General features: G+C 68.5%; 14 protein-coding genes. 5 read left to right on the top strand and 9 right to left on the bottom strand.

Annotation, left to right across the window (positions count from 1 at the left end):
* Window positions 1-39: 39 nt before the first annotated feature.
* The 4 genes from SI859A1_RS16795 to SI859A1_RS16810 all read right to left on the bottom strand — a co-directional run bounded on the left by SI859A1_RS16795 (window position 40) and on the right by SI859A1_RS16810 (window position 4602).
* A complete protein-coding gene (locus tag SI859A1_RS16795; protein WP_009210891.1) occupies window positions 40-1002 on the bottom strand; it encodes a YVTN family beta-propeller repeat protein in 963 nt (320 codons plus the stop codon).
* On the bottom strand, window positions 1002-1541 hold the full coding sequence (locus tag SI859A1_RS16800; protein ID WP_040326686.1) for an SRPBCC family protein: 540 nt from the start codon (window positions 1539-1541) through the stop codon (window positions 1002-1004). Before SI859A1_RS16800 ends, SI859A1_RS16795 begins: the two co-directional genes overlap by 1 nt.
* 156 nt (window positions 1542-1697) lie before the next feature.
* On the bottom strand, window positions 1698-2504 hold the full coding sequence (locus SI859A1_RS16805) for an IclR family transcriptional regulator (protein ID WP_009210893.1): 807 nt from the start codon (window positions 2502-2504) through the stop codon (window positions 1698-1700).
* Between the two features lie 22 nt (window positions 2505-2526).
* On the bottom strand, window positions 2527-4602 hold the full coding sequence (locus SI859A1_RS16810) for a 3-hydroxyacyl-CoA dehydrogenase NAD-binding domain-containing protein (RefSeq protein WP_009210894.1): 2076 nt from the start codon (window positions 4600-4602) through the stop codon (window positions 2527-2529).
* 272 nt (window positions 4603-4874) lie between these two features.
* Between SI859A1_RS16810 and pimC the strand changes: the two genes are divergently transcribed.
* The 5 genes from pimC (at window position 4875) to SI859A1_RS16835 (ending at window position 12497) form a co-directional block, all read left to right on the top strand.
* The gene (gene pimC, locus SI859A1_RS16815; RefSeq protein ID WP_009210895.1) at window positions 4875-6080 is read left to right on the top strand and encodes a pimeloyl-CoA dehydrogenase large subunit; all 1206 of its coding nucleotides are present in this window, start codon (window positions 4875-4877) and stop codon (window positions 6078-6080) included.
* 99 nt (window positions 6081-6179) lie between these two features.
* Entirely contained in the window at window positions 6180-7328 is a 1149-nt protein-coding gene (locus SI859A1_RS16820) for an acyl-CoA dehydrogenase family protein (protein ID WP_009210896.1), read from the top strand.
* 355 nt (window positions 7329-7683) lie between these two features.
* A complete protein-coding gene (locus SI859A1_RS16825; RefSeq protein WP_040325081.1) occupies window positions 7684-8625 on the top strand; it encodes an IS110 family RNA-guided transposase in 942 nt (313 codons plus the stop codon).
* 191 nt (window positions 8626-8816) lie between these two features.
* A complete protein-coding gene (ggt, locus tag SI859A1_RS16830) occupies window positions 8817-10583 on the top strand; it encodes a gamma-glutamyltransferase (RefSeq protein ID WP_009210897.1) in 1767 nt (588 codons plus the stop codon).
* A gap of 129 nt (window positions 10584-10712) precedes the next feature.
* Complete coding sequence (locus tag SI859A1_RS16835; RefSeq protein ID WP_009210898.1) at window positions 10713-12497, top strand: adenylate/guanylate cyclase domain-containing protein; 1785 nt, start codon at window positions 10713-10715, stop codon at window positions 12495-12497.
* A gap of 121 nt (window positions 12498-12618) precedes the next feature.
* On the opposite strand, the gene SI859A1_RS16840 is transcribed toward SI859A1_RS16835, so the two are convergent.
* The 5 genes from SI859A1_RS16840 to SI859A1_RS16860 form a co-directional block, all read right to left on the bottom strand.
* The gene (locus SI859A1_RS16840; protein WP_009210899.1) at window positions 12619-13293 is read right to left on the bottom strand and encodes a type 1 glutamine amidotransferase domain-containing protein; all 675 of its coding nucleotides are present in this window, start codon (window positions 13291-13293) and stop codon (window positions 12619-12621) included.
* A gap of 27 nt (window positions 13294-13320) precedes the next feature.
* Window positions 13321-14352, bottom strand: a complete 1032-nt coding sequence (locus SI859A1_RS16845) for an NADPH-dependent curcumin/dihydrocurcumin reductase (RefSeq protein ID WP_009210900.1) — start codon at window positions 14350-14352, stop codon at window positions 13321-13323.
* Window positions 14353-14641: 289 nt separating this feature from the next.
* Window positions 14642-14899, bottom strand: a complete 258-nt coding sequence (locus SI859A1_RS16850; RefSeq protein WP_244401053.1) for a VOC family protein — start codon at window positions 14897-14899, stop codon at window positions 14642-14644.
* 17 nt (window positions 14900-14916) lie between these two features.
* Complete coding sequence (locus SI859A1_RS16855) at window positions 14917-16467, bottom strand: DHA2 family efflux MFS transporter permease subunit (protein ID WP_009210901.1); 1551 nt, start codon at window positions 16465-16467, stop codon at window positions 14917-14919.
* The gene (locus SI859A1_RS16860) at window positions 16464-17822 is read right to left on the bottom strand and encodes an HlyD family secretion protein (RefSeq protein ID WP_081451427.1); all 1359 of its coding nucleotides are present in this window, start codon (window positions 17820-17822) and stop codon (window positions 16464-16466) included. The genes SI859A1_RS16855 and SI859A1_RS16860 overlap by 4 nt, the downstream gene beginning before the upstream one ends.
* Between the last annotated feature and the right edge of the window lie 59 nt (window positions 17823-17881).

Genomic DNA, 17881 nt, shown 5'->3' on the forward strand with positions numbered 1-17881 from the left:
AGGAATCTGGCGCAAGAGTCTGGCCATGATGTGATATCGTCAGGGCGCCTTGCCGATGAACTCGCCGAAGGCGCGCGGGCCGTCGCCGACCTCGACGCTGCCGACCACCTCCAGCGTGCCGGCATCGATCTTCGACAGCGTGTTGTCGAACCAGTTGGCGACATAGACGAATCGCCCGTCGCTGCCGACATCGATGCCTTCGGGATATTCGCCGGTTTCCAGTTGCTCCAGACGCGTGCCGGTCACCGCATCGAAGACGGTGACGGTGCTGCCATACTGGTCGGTGACGAACACCTTGCCGCGGCTTTCGGCCACCGCATAGGGGTGCGAGCCGACCGGGACCGTGGACCTGACCGCGTGGGTCGCCATGTCGATGATGCTGACGTCGTCGCTGCCGACATTGGCGGCATAGACCCGCTTGCCATCCGGCGAGATGGTCACGCCGAAGGGCCGCTCGCCGACCGCAACGCGGGCGATCGCCGCGCCGGTCTCCGTGTCGATGAAGGAGACCTGGTTGGAATCCCGGTCGGCGGTGACGATCACCTTGCCGTCGGCGCTGACGGCGACGCCGGAAGGCGATTCTCCGGTTTCGAAGGACCCCACCACCTTGCGCGTCCCGGGATCGAGAACCAGCAGCGAATGGGAAAACCAGTCGGCGACATAGACCGGCGCACCGGACGGATGCACCGCAATGCCGAGCGGCCCACCGCCGGTGGCGATCTCGCCGATCGTCTCGCCGCTTGCGGTGTCGACGATGCTGATCGCCTTGTCCTCGGGCCTTGAGACATAGGCGCGGCGGCCATCGCTGGAAACCGCGATCCCCGCCGGCTTGCCGGTCACGGCGATGGTCTTCGTCACCGCCATGGCCTCGAGATCGACAAAGGCGAGTTCCCCCGCCTCCTGGCTGGTGACATAGGCGATGTCGCCGGCCGCGGCCGGCAGCGACCAGAGCAGCGCGGCGACGAAGGCCGCTTTCGCCCCGCTCGCTGCGACGCGCGGCATCAGGAGCCCGATTCGACGGTCGCCTTCAGATTTTCGAGACCCTCGCGGATATAGGCGGTGACCCCTTCCACGGCGGCTTCGTCGTTGAGCTCGGCCGGCGGATCGTTGTTCGGATAGCCGCGATAGAAGGCGGCGCGCCACTGCACCTCGGATCCGGCGCCGTCCTTGGCCGGCTTGACGGTGATGGTGGAGGAGTAGTTCGTCGCCGGCAGCAGGTCGACATTCACATGGCCGATGAAGGTCGAGTAGCTCATCTTGGTCGCGTCGTATTTCGACAGCTCTTCTTCCATCATGCCGCCGTCGGTGAAGCCGAGAGTGCGGATCGAGCCCTTCTCGTTGCCCTTGGGGGCGTCGGTCATGGCGATGCGCGGATGCCAGGACATGTCGCCGAACTCGGCGATCTTGGCCCAGACCTTGTCCGGCGCCGCGTCGATCGTGACGGTTTCGCTCGCCTTCTGGCGGGTCGGGCCATGCGCGAGGGCCAGTCCCGGCAGGACAAAAAGCGCGACGATGAAGCTGATGATGCGTGCTGCCACGATCGGGGTCTCCCATTGAGTGTGACCGACCGGTCCGGTGCCCAAAACCGACGCGGATTGCGGCGAAACCTATTGCCATCGCGCTGGAAGGAAAAGGGACTTCGTCCCATGCGCGACGATTTTCCTATGCGCATCGCACAAGCCGGCGGCGCGGCGAGGCTACAGTCCCAGCGCGCCGCGCACCGCTTGCGCCGTGCGCTTCAGCTTCGGCCCGACGTCGCTGCGCAGCCGCTCGGCCGGCAGCGCGAAGGCCGGCCCGCCGCAATTCAGCGCGAAGGCGAGACCGCCGGTACCGATGGCCAGCGGCACGCCGACGGCGTTGACCTCGCGCTTCCAGTCGCCGGCCGAGACGACGAAGCCCAGCGCCCGGAAATCCTTGAGCGCCGCGGCGATCCCCGCCTCCATCGCCGGCCAGGCCTCGCCCTCGCGGGCCGCCAGCTTCGCCATCAAATCGGCGCGATCTCGGTCCGGCAGGCCGGCGAGATAGGCCCGTCCGATGGCCGAGGTCGCGAGCTTCAGATGGCTGCCGACGTCGAGATCGACGCGGATGGCGCTTGATCCCCGGCAGGCCTCGACATAGAGCATCGCCATGCCGTCGCGGGTCGCCAGCGCGACCGAGCACTGGGTCTCGTCGGCCAGCGCCTGCATGAAGGGCCGCGCCACGTCGCGCACCCCGAGCGAGCCGAGCGTGGCGAAGCCGAGGGCGAGCGCGCCCGGCCCCAGCCGGTAATTCGCCGATTCGGGCAGATGCACGAGATAGCCGAGACGGCTCAGCGTGTAGGTGAGGCGCGACACGGTCGCCTTGGGCAGCCCGGTGCGCCGGGCGATCTCCTGATTGCCGAGCGCGCCGTCGTCGCGGCGGAACGACCGCAGGACGTCGAGGCCGCGCACCAGCGCGGTGACCATGCCGGGATCGTCCTCAAGCGCTGGTCCCCCTGCCGTGCCGTCCGCATCCCGCCTGCGCATCGCCGGGCCCTTTGCCGCGTTCTCAGGCGGCGCCGGTGAAGGAGCCGCCCTCGCGCGCGATCCGCTCCAGCATCGGTGCAGGCGCGAAGTCCTCGCCGAAGCGGGCCTCGAATTCGCGCATCTTGTCGAGGATCACGTCGGGTCCGATCGTGTCGGCGGTGAACATCGGCCCGCCGCGATAGACCGGCCAGCCATAGCCGTTGATCCAGACCACATCGATGTCCGAGGCGCGCTGGGCGATCCCCTCGTCGAGGATCTTCGCGCCCTCGTTGATCATCGGATAGACCAGCCGTTCGAGGATCTCGTCGTCGCCGATGGCGCGGCGCTCGAAGCCCTCTTCGCGCGACTTTATGAGGATGATCTCCTCGACCATGGCCGAGGGCGAGCCCTTGCGGTTCTCGTCATAGTCATAGAACCCGGCCGAGGTCTTCTGGCCACGGCGATCGGCCTCGCAGAGCCGTTCGCGGATGGTTTCGCCCTTCGACGTCTCGCGGTTCCAGCCCAGATCGAGCCCGGCGAGATCGGCCATCTGGAACGGCCCCATCGGCAGGCCGAAATCGGTCAGCACCCGGTCGACGTCCCAGGGCATCGCGCCTTCCAGGATCAGCTTGTTGGCCTCGCGCTGGCGGGCCGACAGCATGCGGTTGCCGACGAAGCCGTGGCAGACGCCGACGAGCACGGCCGTCTTGCCGATGTCGCGGCCGATCTTCATCGCCGTGGCGATGACGTCCTTCGCCGTCTCGCGGCCGCGCACGACCTCCAGCAGCTTCATGATGTTGGCGGGCGAGAAAAAGTGCATGCCGAGCACGTCGGCCGGCCGCTTCGTCACCGACGCGATCTCGTCGATGTCGAGATAGGAGGTGTTGGAGGCGAGGATCGCGCCATCCCTGGCGATGGCGTCGAGTCGCGCGAAGATCTCCTTCTTGACCGCCATCTCCTCGAAGGCCGCCTCGATGATCAGGTCGCAATCGGCCAGATCGTCGAATTCCAGCGACGGCGTCAGGAGGGCATTGGCCTTTTCGGCGTCCTCCGCGCGGATGCGGCCACGCCGGACCGAGGCGGCGTAGTTCTTCGCGATGGTGCCGGTGCCGCGGTCGAGGGCCTCCTGGGCCTGCTCGATGATGGTGACGGGAATGCCCGCCGACAGGAATTTCATGGCGATGCCGCCGCCCATGGTGCCGGCGCCGATAATGCCGACGCGGCCGATTTTGCGCGTCGGCGTGTCGGCGGGAATGTCGGCGATCTTGGCGACGGCCCGGGTGGCGCCGAAGACATAGCGCTGGGCCTTGGACTGGGTGCCGCCCAAGAGTTCGACGAAGATCTCGCGCTCGCGGGCCAGGCCTTCGTCGAAGGGCAGGCGCGCTGCATTGGCAACGGCGTCCATCGCCCTCTCGAAGCTCTCGTAGCCGCGCATCTTGCGGCCATGGCGCTCGCGTGCACCCTCCAGGGCGGCGTCAACATTCTCGCCGTCGAGACGCTGCGCCTCGTCCCGGATCCGGCGCAGCGGCCGGCCTTCGGTGACGATCGCATTGGCAAAGCGCAGCGCCTCGGCGCGCAGGTCGCCGGCCGCCAGCTCGTCGACGATGCCGAGGGTCACTGCGCTCGCGGCGCCGACCGGCGTGCCGGTGAGGATCATGTCGAGGGCGCGGGGCAGGCCCACCAGCCGCGGCAGCCGCTGGGTGCCGCCGGCGCCGGGGATGATGCCCAGCTTGATCTCGGGCAGGCCGACCTTGGCCGAGGGCGAGGCGATCCGGTAATGGCAGGCCAGCGCCAGCTCCAGCCCGCCACCGAGCGCCGTGCCGTGCAGCGCCGCGATCACCGGCTTGTCGAGCGCTTCGATCCGGTCCTGCAGGTCCTGCAGGGTGGGCGCTGCGATCGGCTTGCCGAACTCCTTGATGTCGGCCCCGGCGATGAATGTGCGACCGGCGCAGATCAGGACGATGGCCTTGACCGCCGGGTCCGCGGCGGCTGCCTCGAGCCCTGCCGCGACGCCTTCGCGCAGGATGTGCGACAGCGCGTTGACCGGCGGGTTGTCGAGCGTCAGCACTGCGATCTCTCCCTCGACGTCCAGCGTCGTGGCGGGATTGATTGTCGTCATGAAACTGTCCTGGAATAGCTGGCGGGCCGGGCCTCGCGGAGAAGGCAGCCGGGGTTGCGGGGGGCGGCAAACTGCCCGGACGGGAGCGCCGCGTCGTCGTTGACAGAGGCTAGGGCGATTTCTACCTTGCGGCAATTGCAAAACCGAATTCCACGATGCGGAATTCGGGACGGGGATCGCAGGGTCGGTTCTGCTCCACGAGAGAGCCGGAAGCGAAGCCCGCAGCGGTTCCACCTGCCCCGCATCGCCCTTACCGACAAGGATGGACACAGATGGACCTTCGCTTCACCGACGAAGAGGTCGCGTTCCGCAACGAGGTCCGCAGCTTCATCCGCGAGAACGTGCCGGACGACGTGACGGCGGCCCTGCGCGACGGCCGCCACGTGTCGAAGGACGGCATGGTGCGCTGGACCCGCATCCTCAACGCCAAGGGCTGGTCGGTGCCCCACTGGCCGGTCGAACATGGCGGCACCGGCTGGAAGCCGATCGAGCAGTATATCTTCCAGGACGAGATGCAGCAGGCACCGGCGCCCCAGATGCTGCCCTTCGGCCACAACATGGTCGCCCCGGTGATCTACACCTTCGGCAACGACACCCAGAAGGCGAAGTACCTGCCGCGCATCGCCAATCTCGACGACTGGTGGTGCCAGGGCTTCTCCGAGCCGGGCGCCGGCTCCGACCTCGCCAGCCTGACGACCCGCGCCGTGCGCGATGGCGACCATTACGTCGTCAACGGCCAGAAGACCTGGACGACCCTCGGCCAGCATGCCGACTGGATCTTCTGCCTGGTGCGCACCGATCCCGACGCACCGAAGAAGCAGATGGGCATTTCCTTCCTGCTCATCGACATGACGACGCCCGGCGTCACCGTGCGGCCGATCCAGACCATCGACGGCGGCCACGAGGTCAACGAGGTGTTCTTCGACGACGTGCGCGTCCCGGTCGAGAACCTCGTCGGCGAGGAGAACAAGGGCTGGGACTACGCCAAGTTCCTGCTCGGCCACGAGCGCGTCGGCATCGCCCGGGTCGGCGGCTCCAAGGAGCGGATCCGCCGCCTGAAGGAGATCGCCCGGCTGGAGTTTGCCGGCCAGACCCCGGTCTGGGAGAACCGTCGCTTCCGCGAGAAGGTCGCCGCCGTCGAGGTGGAGCTGAAGGCGCTGGAGATGACCCAGCTGCGCGTCGTTTCGGCCGAGGCCAAGCGCGGCCATGACGGCAAGCCCGATCCCGCCTCCTCGATCCTGAAGATCAAGGGCTCGGAGCTGCAGCAGGCGACGACCGAACTCCTGATGGAGGCGATCGGCCCCTATGCCCTGCCCTACGAGCCGGAGCGCGAGGATGGCCGCAACGAGCCGCCGGTCGGGCCGGACTACGCTGCCTCGCTAGCGCCCGCCTATTTCAACTACCGCAAGGTGTCGATCTACGGCGGCTCCAACGAGATCCAGAAGAGCATCATCGCCAAGGCGATCCTCGGCCTCTGATCGCGCCGGCGCCCACCGCGCCGGCCTTCGCCTTCCCTCATTCGCCGGCCTGGGCGCGCGATCGCGCCGCCGGCCCCGCCAGCAGCAGGACGCCCTGAAATGGATTTCGACCTTTCCGACGAACAGACCATGATCCGCGATTCGGTCGAGCGGCTGATCCAGGACCGCTACGGCTTCGAACAGCGCGGGCGCTACCGTGCCGAGGAGCCCGGCTTCAGCCCGGCCATGTGGTCCGCCTTCGCCGAGCTCGGCCTGACGGCGGTGCCCTTCGCCGAGGACGATGGCGGCTTCGGCGGTGGTCCGGTGGAGACGATGATCATTATGGAGGCCTTCGGCCGCGGGCTGGTGGTGGAGCCCTATCTCGCCTCGGTGGTGATGGCCGGCGGCGCCATCCGCCATGCCGGATCGGCCGCACAGCGCGCCGCATGGGTGCCGGGCCTTGCCGACGGCTCGACCCGCCTCGCCTTTGCTTTTGCCGAGCGGGCCATGCGCTACGATCCGGCCGCCGCGGCCATGGCGGCGACGCCGTCCGGTGACGGCTACACGCTGACCGGCGAGAAGTCGCTGGTGTTGCATGGCGACAGCGCCGACGGCTTCGTCGTCCTCGCCCGCACCGGCGGGGCTGCCGGCGACCGCTCGGGCCTCGGCCTGTTCCTGGTGCCCGCCGATGCGCAAGGTCTGTCGCGCCGGGGCTACCCGACACAGGACGGCATGCGGGCCGCTGAACTCACCTTCGACGGCGTGTCGGTGCCCGCCGACAAGGTCCTCGGCGATCCGTCGGGCGCGTTGCCGATCGTCGAGCGGGTGGTCGACGAGACCATCGCCGCGCTCTGCGCCGAGGCCGTCGGGTCGATGCAGCGCATGCACGATCTGACCATCGCCTATCTGAAGGAGCGCAAGCAGTTCGGCGTGCCGATCGGCGGCTTCCAGGTGCTGCAGCATCGCGGCGCCGAGATGTACATGGCGCTGGAGCAGGCCCGCTCGATGATGCTCTACGCCACGATGAATGCCTCCGAGCCCGACGCCGCCACCCGGCGCGAGGCGATCTCCGCCGCCAAGGTGCAGATCGGCCGTTCGGCCAAGTTCATCCGCGAAAGCGCCGTGCAGCTTCACGGCGGCGTCGGCGTCACCATGGAATACGAGGTCGGCCACCACATGAAGCGCCTCGCCATGATCGACCTCGCCTTCGGCGACGCCGACCACCATCTGGAAGCCCTCGCTGAAAACGGCGGCCTCGCCGCGCTGTAGCGGGCTGGTCTGTCGGCCAACACGAAGGGCCGGCCGATATTCTCTTGAGGCGATACAAGCGTCAACGCTGAGGCATGGGTCCTCGGGTCAAGCCCAAGGATGACGCGCGTCGGGGTGGGGACGGCTTGCCGTCGACATCCGTGACAAGGCATGCCCATCAAACAAGGTCGTCATCCTTGTCTGTTGACGGCCTCTTGCAATTGGAGAGGCTGATCGGCGGGCAGCGCACCGTGTCATCCTTGGTCGTTGGAGACCGTGCCCGAGCAAGGTTCGCCGCCCGCCTTTCGTCATCCACCCCGAACAGTTGCCGGGGCCGGCGTGACAGCGCCGAGCCCGCAGGACAAGGATGGGACTTATGATGATAGACCGGACCGTGCTGGGTATCGATATCTCTGGAGCGCATCTCGACGTCTTTGCTCATCCCGAAGGGCGGGCCAGACGCCTGACCAACGATGCCGACGGGATCGCTGCCGTGACGGCCTTGGCGGCAAGGCGGCAGGCTTTCGTCGTGATCGAGGCCACCGCGCCGTTCGACCAGCCGCTGATCCGTGCCCTGGAGGCGGCGGGCCTGGTGTTCCACCGGGCCAATCCCCGCCGCGCCCGCGACTTCGCCCGGTCGGCCGGCCTTCTGGCCAAGACCGATGCGGTCGATGCCCGCATGCTGGCCCTTTACGGCACGGCTCTGGCGCTGCGGCCGACGGAGAAGGTGGCGCCCGCGCGGCTGGCGCTGCAGGGCTTGGTCAGCCGCCGCGACCAGCTCGTCGCAATGCGCAAGGCCGAGCGGGTGCGGTTGCGGACCATGAGCGAGCCGTGCATCGCCGAAAGTCTCCTCGCGGTGATCGCCCTCCTCGACGCGCAGATCCGCACCATCGAGCGCCGCATCGAGGCGACGGTCGCGGCCGATGCCGCTTTGGCCCGCCAGCGCCGCGTGCTGCGCGCAGCTCCCGGCATCGGGCCGGTCGCCGCTTCGGTGCTGCTGGCCAGCCTGCCCGAACTCGGCCGCGTCAGCCGCCGGGCGATCGCCGCCCTGGCGGGGCTTGCCCCCATTGCCCGGGACTCCGGCCTGCTGCGCGGCAGACGCTGCGTCCAGGGTGGCCGCAAGCGCGTGCGCGACGCCCTCTACATGGCGGCGCTCGCCGCCGTGCGAACAACGCCGTGGAAGGCCCTCTTCGCCACCATGACGACCGCCGGCAAACCAGCAAAGCTCAGCCTGATCGCCATCGCCCGCAAGCTCCTCGTCACGCTCAACGTGGCAATCCGAACCGGAGAATATCAGCCGCGCCCAGCCACCCCTTGACGCATACTCACACAGTTGCTCGGGCTTGACCCGAGGACCCATGCCAAACGCCGCCACCGCTGCTGACGTTTGGGTTCCGCCGCCCGCGCCGACCTCATCCTCGCGCCGTCACCCCGCACTCACCTCCCAAACCCACCTTCCACCCCGCTTCGCGGCGCGGTAGCCTTCGGGATCATCGGGAGGATCGCGCCATGCGTCGTTTACCGCTTGCCGGGCTGTGGCTCGGCGTCTGTCTTGCCATCACCGGATCGGCCGTCGCCCAGGAGCAGGCCGCCGATCGCGTCCAGCCGGAGATCGCGACCGAGGCCGCCGCCAAGGCGCTGGTGCAGGCCGAGCGGCAGATGGTGGCGGCGGCCAACCCGCTGGCGGCGGAAGCCGGTCTCGCCATCCTGCGCGACGGCGGCAACGCCATCGACGCCATGGTGACGACGCAGCTCGTGCTCGGCCTGGTCGAGCCGCAATCCTCGGGGATCGGCGGCGGCGCCTTCCTGGTCTATTTCGACGCCGAGGCCGGCCGGCTGACCACCTTCGACGGCCGCGAGACCGCGCCGGCGGCGGCGACGCCGAAACTCTTCCTCGACGCGGCCGGCGAGCCGCTCGCCTTCTACGACGCCGTCGTCGGCGGCCGCTCGGTCGGCACGCCCGGCACGGTGCGGCTGCTGTTCGACACCCATGAGCGCTACGGCAAGCTCCCCTGGGCTGCAATCGTGCAGCCGGCGATCGATCTTGCCCGCGAGGGTTTCGCCGTCTCTCCCCGGCTCCACGAGCTGATCGCCGAGGATGCCGAGCGGCTGTCGCTCTATCCCGGCACCAAGGGCTATTTCTTCGGCGCCGATGACGCCGCGTTGCCGGTCGGGACCATCCTGACGAATGCCGCCTATGCCGACACGCTGGCGGCGATCGCGGAGAAGGGCGCGGACGGCTTCTACGAGGGCCCGGTGGCGCAAGGCATCGTCGATACGGTGCGGAACGCCGAGGGCAATCCCGGTGTGCTCGCGCCGGCCGATCTTGCCAGTTACGCCATCGTCGAGCGCGAGCCGGTCTGCGTCGTCTATCGCAGCGCCGATGTCTGCGGCATGGGACCGCCCTCCTCCGGCGCGCTGACCATCGGCCAGATCCTCGGCGTGCTGGCGCCCCACGACATGGCCGCCCTCGGCCCCGACAGCGCCAAAGCCTGGCGCCTGATCGGCGATGCCTCGCGCCTCGCCTTCGCTGATCGCGGCCGCTACATGGCCGACAGCGACTTCGTGCCGATGCCGCAGCGGGGCCTGCTCGATGCCGACTATCTGGCAGGGCGGTCCGCGCTCCTGTCCGGCGATGGCGCGCTGGCAGACGATGCGGTCGCCCCCGGCATGCCGCCCTGGGACCACGCCATGCTGCTGGGCGACGACATGGCCATCGAGCTGCCGTCCACCAGTCATTTCGCCATCGTCGATCCGGACGGCAACGTCGTCTCCATGACGACGACCATCGAGAACGGCTTCGGCTCGCGGCTGATGACCGGCGGCTTCCTGCTGAACAACGAACTGACCGACTTCTCCTTCGCCACCCATGACGCGGAGGGGTATGTCATCGCCAATGCGGTGGCGCCGGGCAAGCGGCCCCGCTCGTCCATGGCGCCGACCATCGTCATGCGCGACGGCGCGCCGGTGGTCGCCATCGGCTCGCCCGGCGGCAGCCGGATCATCGGCTATGTGGCGCAGGCGCTGATCGCCATGCTCGACTGGGAGATGGACGTGCAGCAGGCCATCGCCATGCCGCATCTGGTCAATCGCTTCGGCACATTCGACGTCGAGGCCGGCACCCGCGCCACGGCCTTGGCCGCGCCGCTGCGCGATCTCGGCTTCGCGGTGAACGAGACCGATCTCGATTCCGGCCTGCACGGCATCGCCATCACGGCGGACGGGCTGGAAGGCGGGGCCGACCCGCGCCGCGAGGGCGTGGCGGTCGGCGACTGAGGTTTGCGGGCCGGGCGGCATCGGCGTGCCGGTTCGGCTGGCCGTCAGCCGGGCTGAGTTTTCCATTGGCCGGCCTTCCGCAAGTCTGGTAAAACGCAGCCGTTCGCTCCAATAGGAAACGCGTCGACCATGACGCCCCTGCGCCGGCTTGCAGCCATCCTGTCACTGGATGTCGAAGGCTTTTCCGGTCTGGTCGAGGCTGACGAAACCGCAGCCCTCGCCGCGGTCGAACGCGCCTACAAGCGGTTCGTGCGCCCCACCGTCGGCGAGTTCGGCGGCGACATCTTCAAGACCAGTGGCGATGGCGTGCTCATCGAATTCGGCAGCGCCGTGAACGCCGTCCAGTGGGCGGCGCGCTTCCAGCGAGCGCTGCTCGCCGACCGGCAGGCGCACAGGCCGGCGCTGCCGGTGCGGATCGGCATCGTGATCGGCGACGTCGTCGTCACCGAGCACGACCGCTTCGGCGAAGGCGTGGTGCTGGCAACCCGCGTGCAGCAGATCTCACCGGCCGGCGGCATGGCCATCAGCCGCGGCGTGTTCGAATATCTGCAGGGCAAGACCGATCTCTATTTCACCGGCATCGGTCCCTGCGAACTGAAGGGCTACGCCCGGCACGAGCCGATCTGGGTGTGGACGCCCAAGGTGATCAGCGCCAGTCGGGCGCGCCGCATCGCGGTCCCCGATCCGCACACCCAGCCGTCGGTGGCGGTCATGCCCTTCGACAATCTCAGCGGCGATCCGGGACGCAACAATTTCATCGACGGCATGGTGGAGGAGGTCACCGCCAGCCTCGCCCGGGTCCGCGAATTTCTCGTCATCGCCCGCCAGTCCGCCGCCACCTACCGGGGCAAGTCCCTGGGAGCGAAGGAAATCGCCGCCGAGCTCGGCGTGCGCTACATCCTGCAGGGCAGCGTGCGTTTTTCCGACCGGCGCATGCGCGTGTCGCTGCATCTGGTGGATGGCGAGACCGCGCTGCAGATCTGGAGCGAACGGATCGACGCGGAGATCGACGATCTCTTCCAGGTCCAGGACTACATCGCCGAGACCGTCTCCGGCGCGCTGCATCCGACCATCCGCCGCGCCGAGATCGAACGCGCCCGGCGCCGGCCGCCGGACAATCTCGTCGCTTACGACCTCGTCATGCAGGCGCTGCCGCATCTGTGGGCGCACCGCCACGACGAGAACGACCTCGCCATCGGGCTGATCGACGAGGCCCTGGCGCTGGAGCCGGACAACGGACGCGCGGCGGCGATCGGCGCCTGGGCCCATGCCCAGCACATCGCCTATAACTGGGCAAACGATATCGGCGAGCAGCGGACGCGCGGCCGGGCGCTTCTGGACCGCACGCCGGGCCGCATCGACGACGACCCCCTGGCCCTTACCGCCGTGGCCACCGCCACCATGCTGATCGAGGCGGATCTGGAGCGGGCGAACGCGCTGCTGGACCGGGCGCTGGATCTCGACGTCAACCACGCCTGGGCCTGGACGCGGCGGGGCTTCGCCCGCGTCTATGCCGGCCAGCCGGACGACGCCTTTGCCTGCTTCGAGCGGTCGCTGCGCCTGTCGCCGCTCGACCCGTTCGCCTTCAACTCGTTCATCGGCATCGGCCTGGCGCATTTCGCCTCGGACCGGCCCGAGGAGGCCGCTCGCTGGACGCGGCGGGCGCTGGCAGAAAAGCCGGGCATGACCTGGCCGCATCGCGATCTGGCGGCCTTTCTCGGCGCCTGCGGCCAGGAGGCGGATGCGCGCCTGGCGCTGGACCGCTTCACGGCCAGCCGTCCCGGCACGACCATCGCGACCGTGCGCGACGCGCTGCGCTTCATGAACGGGGCGCTTCTCGATCGCTATTGCGCCGGGCTTGCAGCCGCGGGACTGGTCGAACGCGAGGATATCGGGCTGCGTGCCGCGACGTGACAGCGGCCCCTCCGGTCGGCGGGCGACTTGAAGGCAGCGGACAGCCAAAGGCGGAGGCAACCGGGGCTGCCTCCGCCTTGCTTCAACGTATCGGAGGCGCCGCAGGGCGCCCCGTTCAGGCTCAGAGGAAGGTCAGCAGCTTGCGCGCAGCCTCTTCCGAGGAAGCAGGGTTCTGGCCGGTGACCAGCTTGCCGTCGGTGACCACGAAGGATGCCCAGTCGTCGCCCTTCTGGTACTCGCCGCCATTGGCGGTCAGCATGTCCTGGACGAGGAACGGCACGACGTCGGTCAGGCCGACGCCCTCTTCCTCGGTATTGGTGAAGCCGGTCACGGTGCGGCCCGCGACCAGCGGCTTGCCGTCGGCGGTCTGGGTGTGACGGAAGACGGCCGGCGCGTGGCAGACCGCGCCCACCGGACGGTCGCTTCGGGCGAAGGTTTCGATCAGCCGGCGGCTGTCGGCGTCCTCGGCAAGGTCCCAGAGCGGGCCGTGGCCGCCGGGAAAGAAGATCGCGTCGAAACCGTCGGCATCGACCGAGGAGAGAACCTGGGTGCTCGCCAGATCCTGCTGCGCCGCCTTGTCGAGCTTGAAGCGCCTGGTCGCGTCGGTCTGAGCGTCCTCGGAATCGCTCATCGGATCGAGCGGCGGCTGGCCGCCCTTCGGCGAGGCCAGCGCGACGTCGGCGCCGGCGTCCTTGAAGACGTAGTAGGGCGCGGCGAATTCCTCGAGCCAGAAGCCGGTCTTCTTGCCGGTGTCGCCGAGCTGGTCATGCGACGTCAGAACCATCAGAATTTTCATGGTTGGTACCCTTCGAATGTGTCGGTTTCAGTCAGCGAGGTGGATGACGCGCTTGCCGAACGCTTCACCCTTCAGGAGGCCAATGAACGCGCCCGGCGCCTGTTCCAGCCCGGAGATCATCTCCTCGCGGTAGCGGATCTTCCCGTCCTTCACCCAAGCGCCCATCTGTTCGGCGAATTGCGGGTAGAGATGGCCGAAATCGTCGAAGACGATGAAGCCGCGCATGGTCATGCGCTTGCGCAGGATCTGGCCCATCAGATAGTTCATCCGGTCCGGGCCGTCGGGCAGCGAGGTGGCGTTGTACTGGGAGATCAGGCCGCACACCGGGATGCGGGCCGAGGGGTTGAGCAGCGGCAGCACGGCGTCGAAGACCGCCCCGCCGACATTCTCGAAATAGATGTCGATGCCGTCGGCCGCTGCGTCCTTCAGGGCGTCGGCGAAGCCGTCGGCCTTGTAGTCAACGCAGGCGTCGAAGCCGAGCGTCTCCACCACATGGGCGCATTTTTCCGCCCCGCCGGCGATGCCGATGACGCGGCAGCCGAGGATCTTGCCGATCTGCCCGACGGTCGCGCCGACCGGACCGCTGGCACCGGCGACGACCAGCGTCTCACCCGGCTTCGGGGCGCCGATCTGCGTCAGGCCGGCCCAGGCGGTGAGGCCCGGCATGCCGAGAACGCCGAGCGCCCAGGACGGGTTCTCGGGATCCTTGCCCATGTTGATGACGCCCTTGCCGTCGGACAGGGCGTAATCCTGCCAGCCGCCGAAGGCGACCACCCAGTCACCCTCGGCAAAGCCGTCGACATTCGACGTGACAACCTGCGCGACGGTGCCGCCCACCATGACCTCGCCGATCTCCACCGGCGCGGCATAGGACGGCGCGTCGCTCATGCGGCCGCGCATATAGGGGTCGAGGGACAGGTATTCGTTGCGCAGGAGCATCTGCCCGGCGCCGGCTTCCGGCCGTGCGACCGTTTCCAGGCGCAGCGTGTCGTCGTTCGGCTCGCCCTTTGGGCGTTCGGCCAGCACATAGCGGCGATTGACTTCGGTCGACTGGGTCATGGTGTCCTTCCGGATAATATGGGTCGGTCGGGGCTCTCGCCCGCGACCGCCGACGACAACGGCCGACGGTGGCGAACCACGGCGTCGGCCGGCATCGGCAATGTCGGTCGGGACGTCTGGCGTCCCGTGATGCGCCTAAGCTGTGGTCCCGATCGTCGAACGCAATCCCGACGCACCGTTCATCCGCGGGCGGACAGGCACGCGGTTGGCGCGCGCTAACGGTACAGGCCGGCACTGCCGGAAACGATGCCTGCCTGCTTGTGCCGAGCGGACCGGACGGTCGGCCCGATCAGGCGTAGGCGCCCGCCGAACAGGTCAGCTCGTGGCTGTGGCTGCAGATCTCGAAGACGATGCCGAAGGAATCCTCGACATAGACCATGCGGCAGGGCTTCTCGCCGGGGACATATTCGCGCACCGGCACGCGCTGGCGACCGCCCGCCGCGACGATTTTCGCCAGAAAGCCTTCCAGATCGGGGTCCTGGATGGCGAAATGGAACATGCCGTGCCGGCGGAACGGCAGATTGTCGCCTCCGGTCGGCTGACGCACGCCCCTCCCCGAGGCCTCTACTCCATCGCCGGGGCATGCCCGGTCGCGCCGGCGCTCGCCCCGGGCCGACGCATGAAGAGCAGCAGAGGCACGGCGCAGAGCGTGATGATCATCATCAGCTTGAAGTCGTCGACATAGGCGATCATCGCCGCCTGCGCCTGGACCTGCTGGTTCAGAAGGGCGAGCGTCGTCGTCTGGTCGAGGCCCATGGCGCCGACCGCACTGGTGAAGTTGGGGTTGAACGGGTTCAGCCCTCCGACGAGTTCGGCGCGGTTGATGACGATGTTGTGGGCGAGCTCCACCGAGACGATGGAGATACCGACCGACGAGCCGATATTGCGCAGCAGGCTGAACAGCGAGGCGGCGTCCGGCCGGAACTGCGGCGCCAGTGTCGCGAAGGCCAGCGTCGACAGCGGCACGAAAACGAGGCCGAGACCGAGCCCCTGGACGACGCCGGAGACGATGATCGGCGTCGAATTCATCATGATCGAGAAGCCGCTCATCTGGTAGAGCGACAACGCCGTCAACATCAGGCCGGTGAAGATCAGAAGCCGCGTGTCGACCTTGCCGATCAGCCGGCCGACGACGATCATCGAGATCATCGTACCGACACCGCGCGGCGCCAGGACGAGCCCCGTCGTCACCACCGGATAGCCGAGAATGTTTTGCAGCATCGGCGGCAAGAGGGCGAGACCGGCGAGCAGGATCATGCCGACGACGAAGATCATCACCAGCGCCATCACCAGATTGCGGTCGGTGAAGATCTTCGGGTCGATGAAGGCGCCTTCGCGGCCGGTGATGTGCAGGACGAAGGCCCACAGTCCCGAGACGGCGAGGCCGAGCTCGATCCAGCATTCGGGCGAGGCGAACCAGTCCACCTGCTCGCCGCGGTCGAGGAACATCTGCAAGGCGCCGATGAACAGCGACAGCATGGCGAAGCCGAAGAAGTCGAAGCCGCGCCGGCGCTTGGGCGTCTTCGGCAGGAACAGGATCATGCCGGCCAGCGCCAGCATGCCGATCGGCAGATTGACGAAGAACACCCAGCGCCAGTTGAAGGTCTCGGTCAGCCAGCCGCCCAGCGTCGGGCCGACGATCGGGCCGACCATGATGCCGGCGCCCCAGATCGCCATGGCGGAACCGTGCTGTTCACGGGTGTTGATGTTCAGGAGCACGGTCTGCGACAGCGGCACCAGTGCCGCGCCGCACAGGCCCTGGAACAGCCGAAAGACGATCATCTCGTTGAGGCTGGTCGCAAAGCCGCAGGCCATGGAGGCGACGACGAAGCCGGCGGCCGAGGCGATGAACAATTCGCGCAGGCCCATCCGGTCGGACAGCCAGCCGGTCACCGGCGTCATGATCGCCGCCGCAACGATGTAGGAGGTCAGCACCCAGGTGATCTGGTCCTGGGCGGCGCCCAGCGAGCCCTGCATGTTGGGCAGAGCGACATTGGCGATCGTGGTGTCGAGCACCTGCATGATCGTCGCCAGCATGATCGAGACGGTGATCAGGCCCTTGTGGGCGACGACACCGTCGGGGCCGGCGGCGGCCGGCGCCGCCGCGGCGCTCATCGTGCCGGGGTCGTCGCCATGCCGGCGGTGGCCCCTTCCCTGGCGGTGGCGTCGCTGGCGACCACGTCCGGTGCCGTCCCGCCAGGCCGGGTCGCGGCAACGGCGGTGCCGGCCGGCAGATAGCGGTCGAGGCCGAGCGCCGCAACGGTGGACTTCATGAAGTCGGGCACGCCTCGCGACCGGCCGGTATCCACTGTCACGCTGGCGCTCATGCCGGCGCGCAGGGCCGGCATGTCGTCGGCCGCCTCGATATGAATTCGCACGGGAATGCGCTGCACCACCTTCACCCAGTTGCCGGTGGCATTCTGGGCCGGCAGGAGGGCGAATTCCGAGCCAGTGCCGGCACCGATCGAGCCGACCGTCGCGTGCAGCACGTGATCCGGATAGGTATCGAGCTCGACATCCACCGGCTGGCCGACACGCATGTCGGTCAGCTCGGTTTCCTTGTAATTGGCCTCGATCCAGCTGTCGCGGGTCTCCACCAGGCTCATCACCGAGGAGGCCGGGGTCACGTACTGGCCTTCCTGCAGCCGGTCGGTCTGGCTGATCACGCCGGGCTCCGGCGCCGTCACTCGCGTATGGGCCAGATCCAGCTCGGCAGCATGGAGCTGCGCCAGCGCCTTGAGGACGGCCGGATGCCTGTCGGTGGCGATGTCGGGATTGCCGGCCAACGCCGCCTTGGCAGCCAGGACCTGGCTTTCGGCCGACGACAGCGCGCCGCGCGCCTGGCGCAGCTGCAGGTCCGCATCGTCGAGGGAGGACTGGCTGACGATGCCCTTCTTCACCAGCGTCTGCTGGCGATCGTTCCGGGTCTGGGCATTTTCCAGCGCGTCGCGCGCGGTCGCGGCCTCCGACACCGCCTGGGCGTAGGCGGCCTTCAGCTTTTCCACATCGAGCCGGGCCGATTCCAGATTGGCCTGATCCTGCTCGACGGCATTGCGGTAGACGGCATCGTCGATGGTGAAGAGCAGCGCGCCGGCCTCCACCGTCTGGTTCTCGGCGACGGCGACGGTGGCGATCTGGCCGCTCACCTGCGGCATCACCGTGACGCGGTCCTGCTGGACGTAGGCGTCCTCGGTGTTGAGGTAGCGTCCGCCGGTGACCCAGTAATAGGCGCCGCCCAGCACGAGTGCGAGCGGCAGCGCGACGATCATGAGCTTGCGGAGCGGACGGCGGCGCTTCTTCGGCGCCTCCGGCTGCGTCGTTTCGGGCGCGGTCGGTTTGGCAGCCCCGGGCTCCGGAGTGGCCGCTTCGGCGGCGGGTTCGGCTGCCGGCGCGGACGGCGCAACCGTGTCGCCCGGCTTGGCAACCGGCTCTGCGTCGTTCAGTCGGTTCTTGTCGGGCCGCGCGTTCATGCGTCCACCTCTGCCGTTGCGCGCGCCACGCTGCGTACGCCTTCGCCTGTCTCGATCGT

This window comes from Aurantimonas manganoxydans SI85-9A1 (assembly GCF_000153465.1).
In the GTDB taxonomy this organism is placed as follows: Bacteria; Pseudomonadota; Alphaproteobacteria; order Rhizobiales; family Rhizobiaceae; genus Aurantimonas; species Aurantimonas manganoxydans.

Bases quoted from the DNA above. Each gene is read 5' to 3' on its own strand.
- SI859A1_RS16845 (WP_009210900.1), bottom strand. From the start codon at position 14,352: ATGACCCAGTCGACCGAAGTCAATCGCCGCTATGTGCTGGCCGAACGC.
- pimC (WP_009210895.1), top strand. From the start codon at position 4,875: ATGGACCTTCGCTTCACCGACGAAGAGGTCGCGTTCCGCAACGAGGTC.
- SI859A1_RS16805 (WP_009210893.1), bottom strand. From the start codon at position 2,504: ATGCGCAGGCGGGATGCGGACGGCACGGCAGGGGGACCAGCGCTTGAG.
- SI859A1_RS16795 (WP_009210891.1), bottom strand. From the start codon at position 1,002: ATGCCGCGCGTCGCAGCGAGCGGGGCGAAAGCGGCCTTCGTCGCCGCG.
- ggt (WP_009210897.1), top strand. From the start codon at position 8,817: ATGCGTCGTTTACCGCTTGCCGGGCTGTGGCTCGGCGTCTGTCTTGCC.
- SI859A1_RS16840 (WP_009210899.1), bottom strand. From the start codon at position 13,293: ATGAAAATTCTGATGGTTCTGACGTCGCATGACCAGCTCGGCGACACC.
- SI859A1_RS16810 (WP_009210894.1), bottom strand. From the start codon at position 4,602: ATGACGACAATCAATCCCGCCACGACGCTGGACGTCGAGGGAGAGATC.
- SI859A1_RS16825 (WP_040325081.1), top strand. From the start codon at position 7,684: ATGATGATAGACCGGACCGTGCTGGGTATCGATATCTCTGGAGCGCAT.
- SI859A1_RS16860 (WP_081451427.1), bottom strand. From the start codon at position 17,822: ATGAACGCGCGGCCCGACAAGAACCGACTGAACGACGCAGAGCCGGTT.
- SI859A1_RS16855 (WP_009210901.1), bottom strand. From the start codon at position 16,467: ATGAGCGCCGCGGCGGCGCCGGCCGCCGCCGGCCCCGACGGTGTCGTC.
- SI859A1_RS16820 (WP_009210896.1), top strand. From the start codon at position 6,180: ATGGATTTCGACCTTTCCGACGAACAGACCATGATCCGCGATTCGGTC.
- SI859A1_RS16835 (WP_009210898.1), top strand. From the start codon at position 10,713: ATGACGCCCCTGCGCCGGCTTGCAGCCATCCTGTCACTGGATGTCGAA.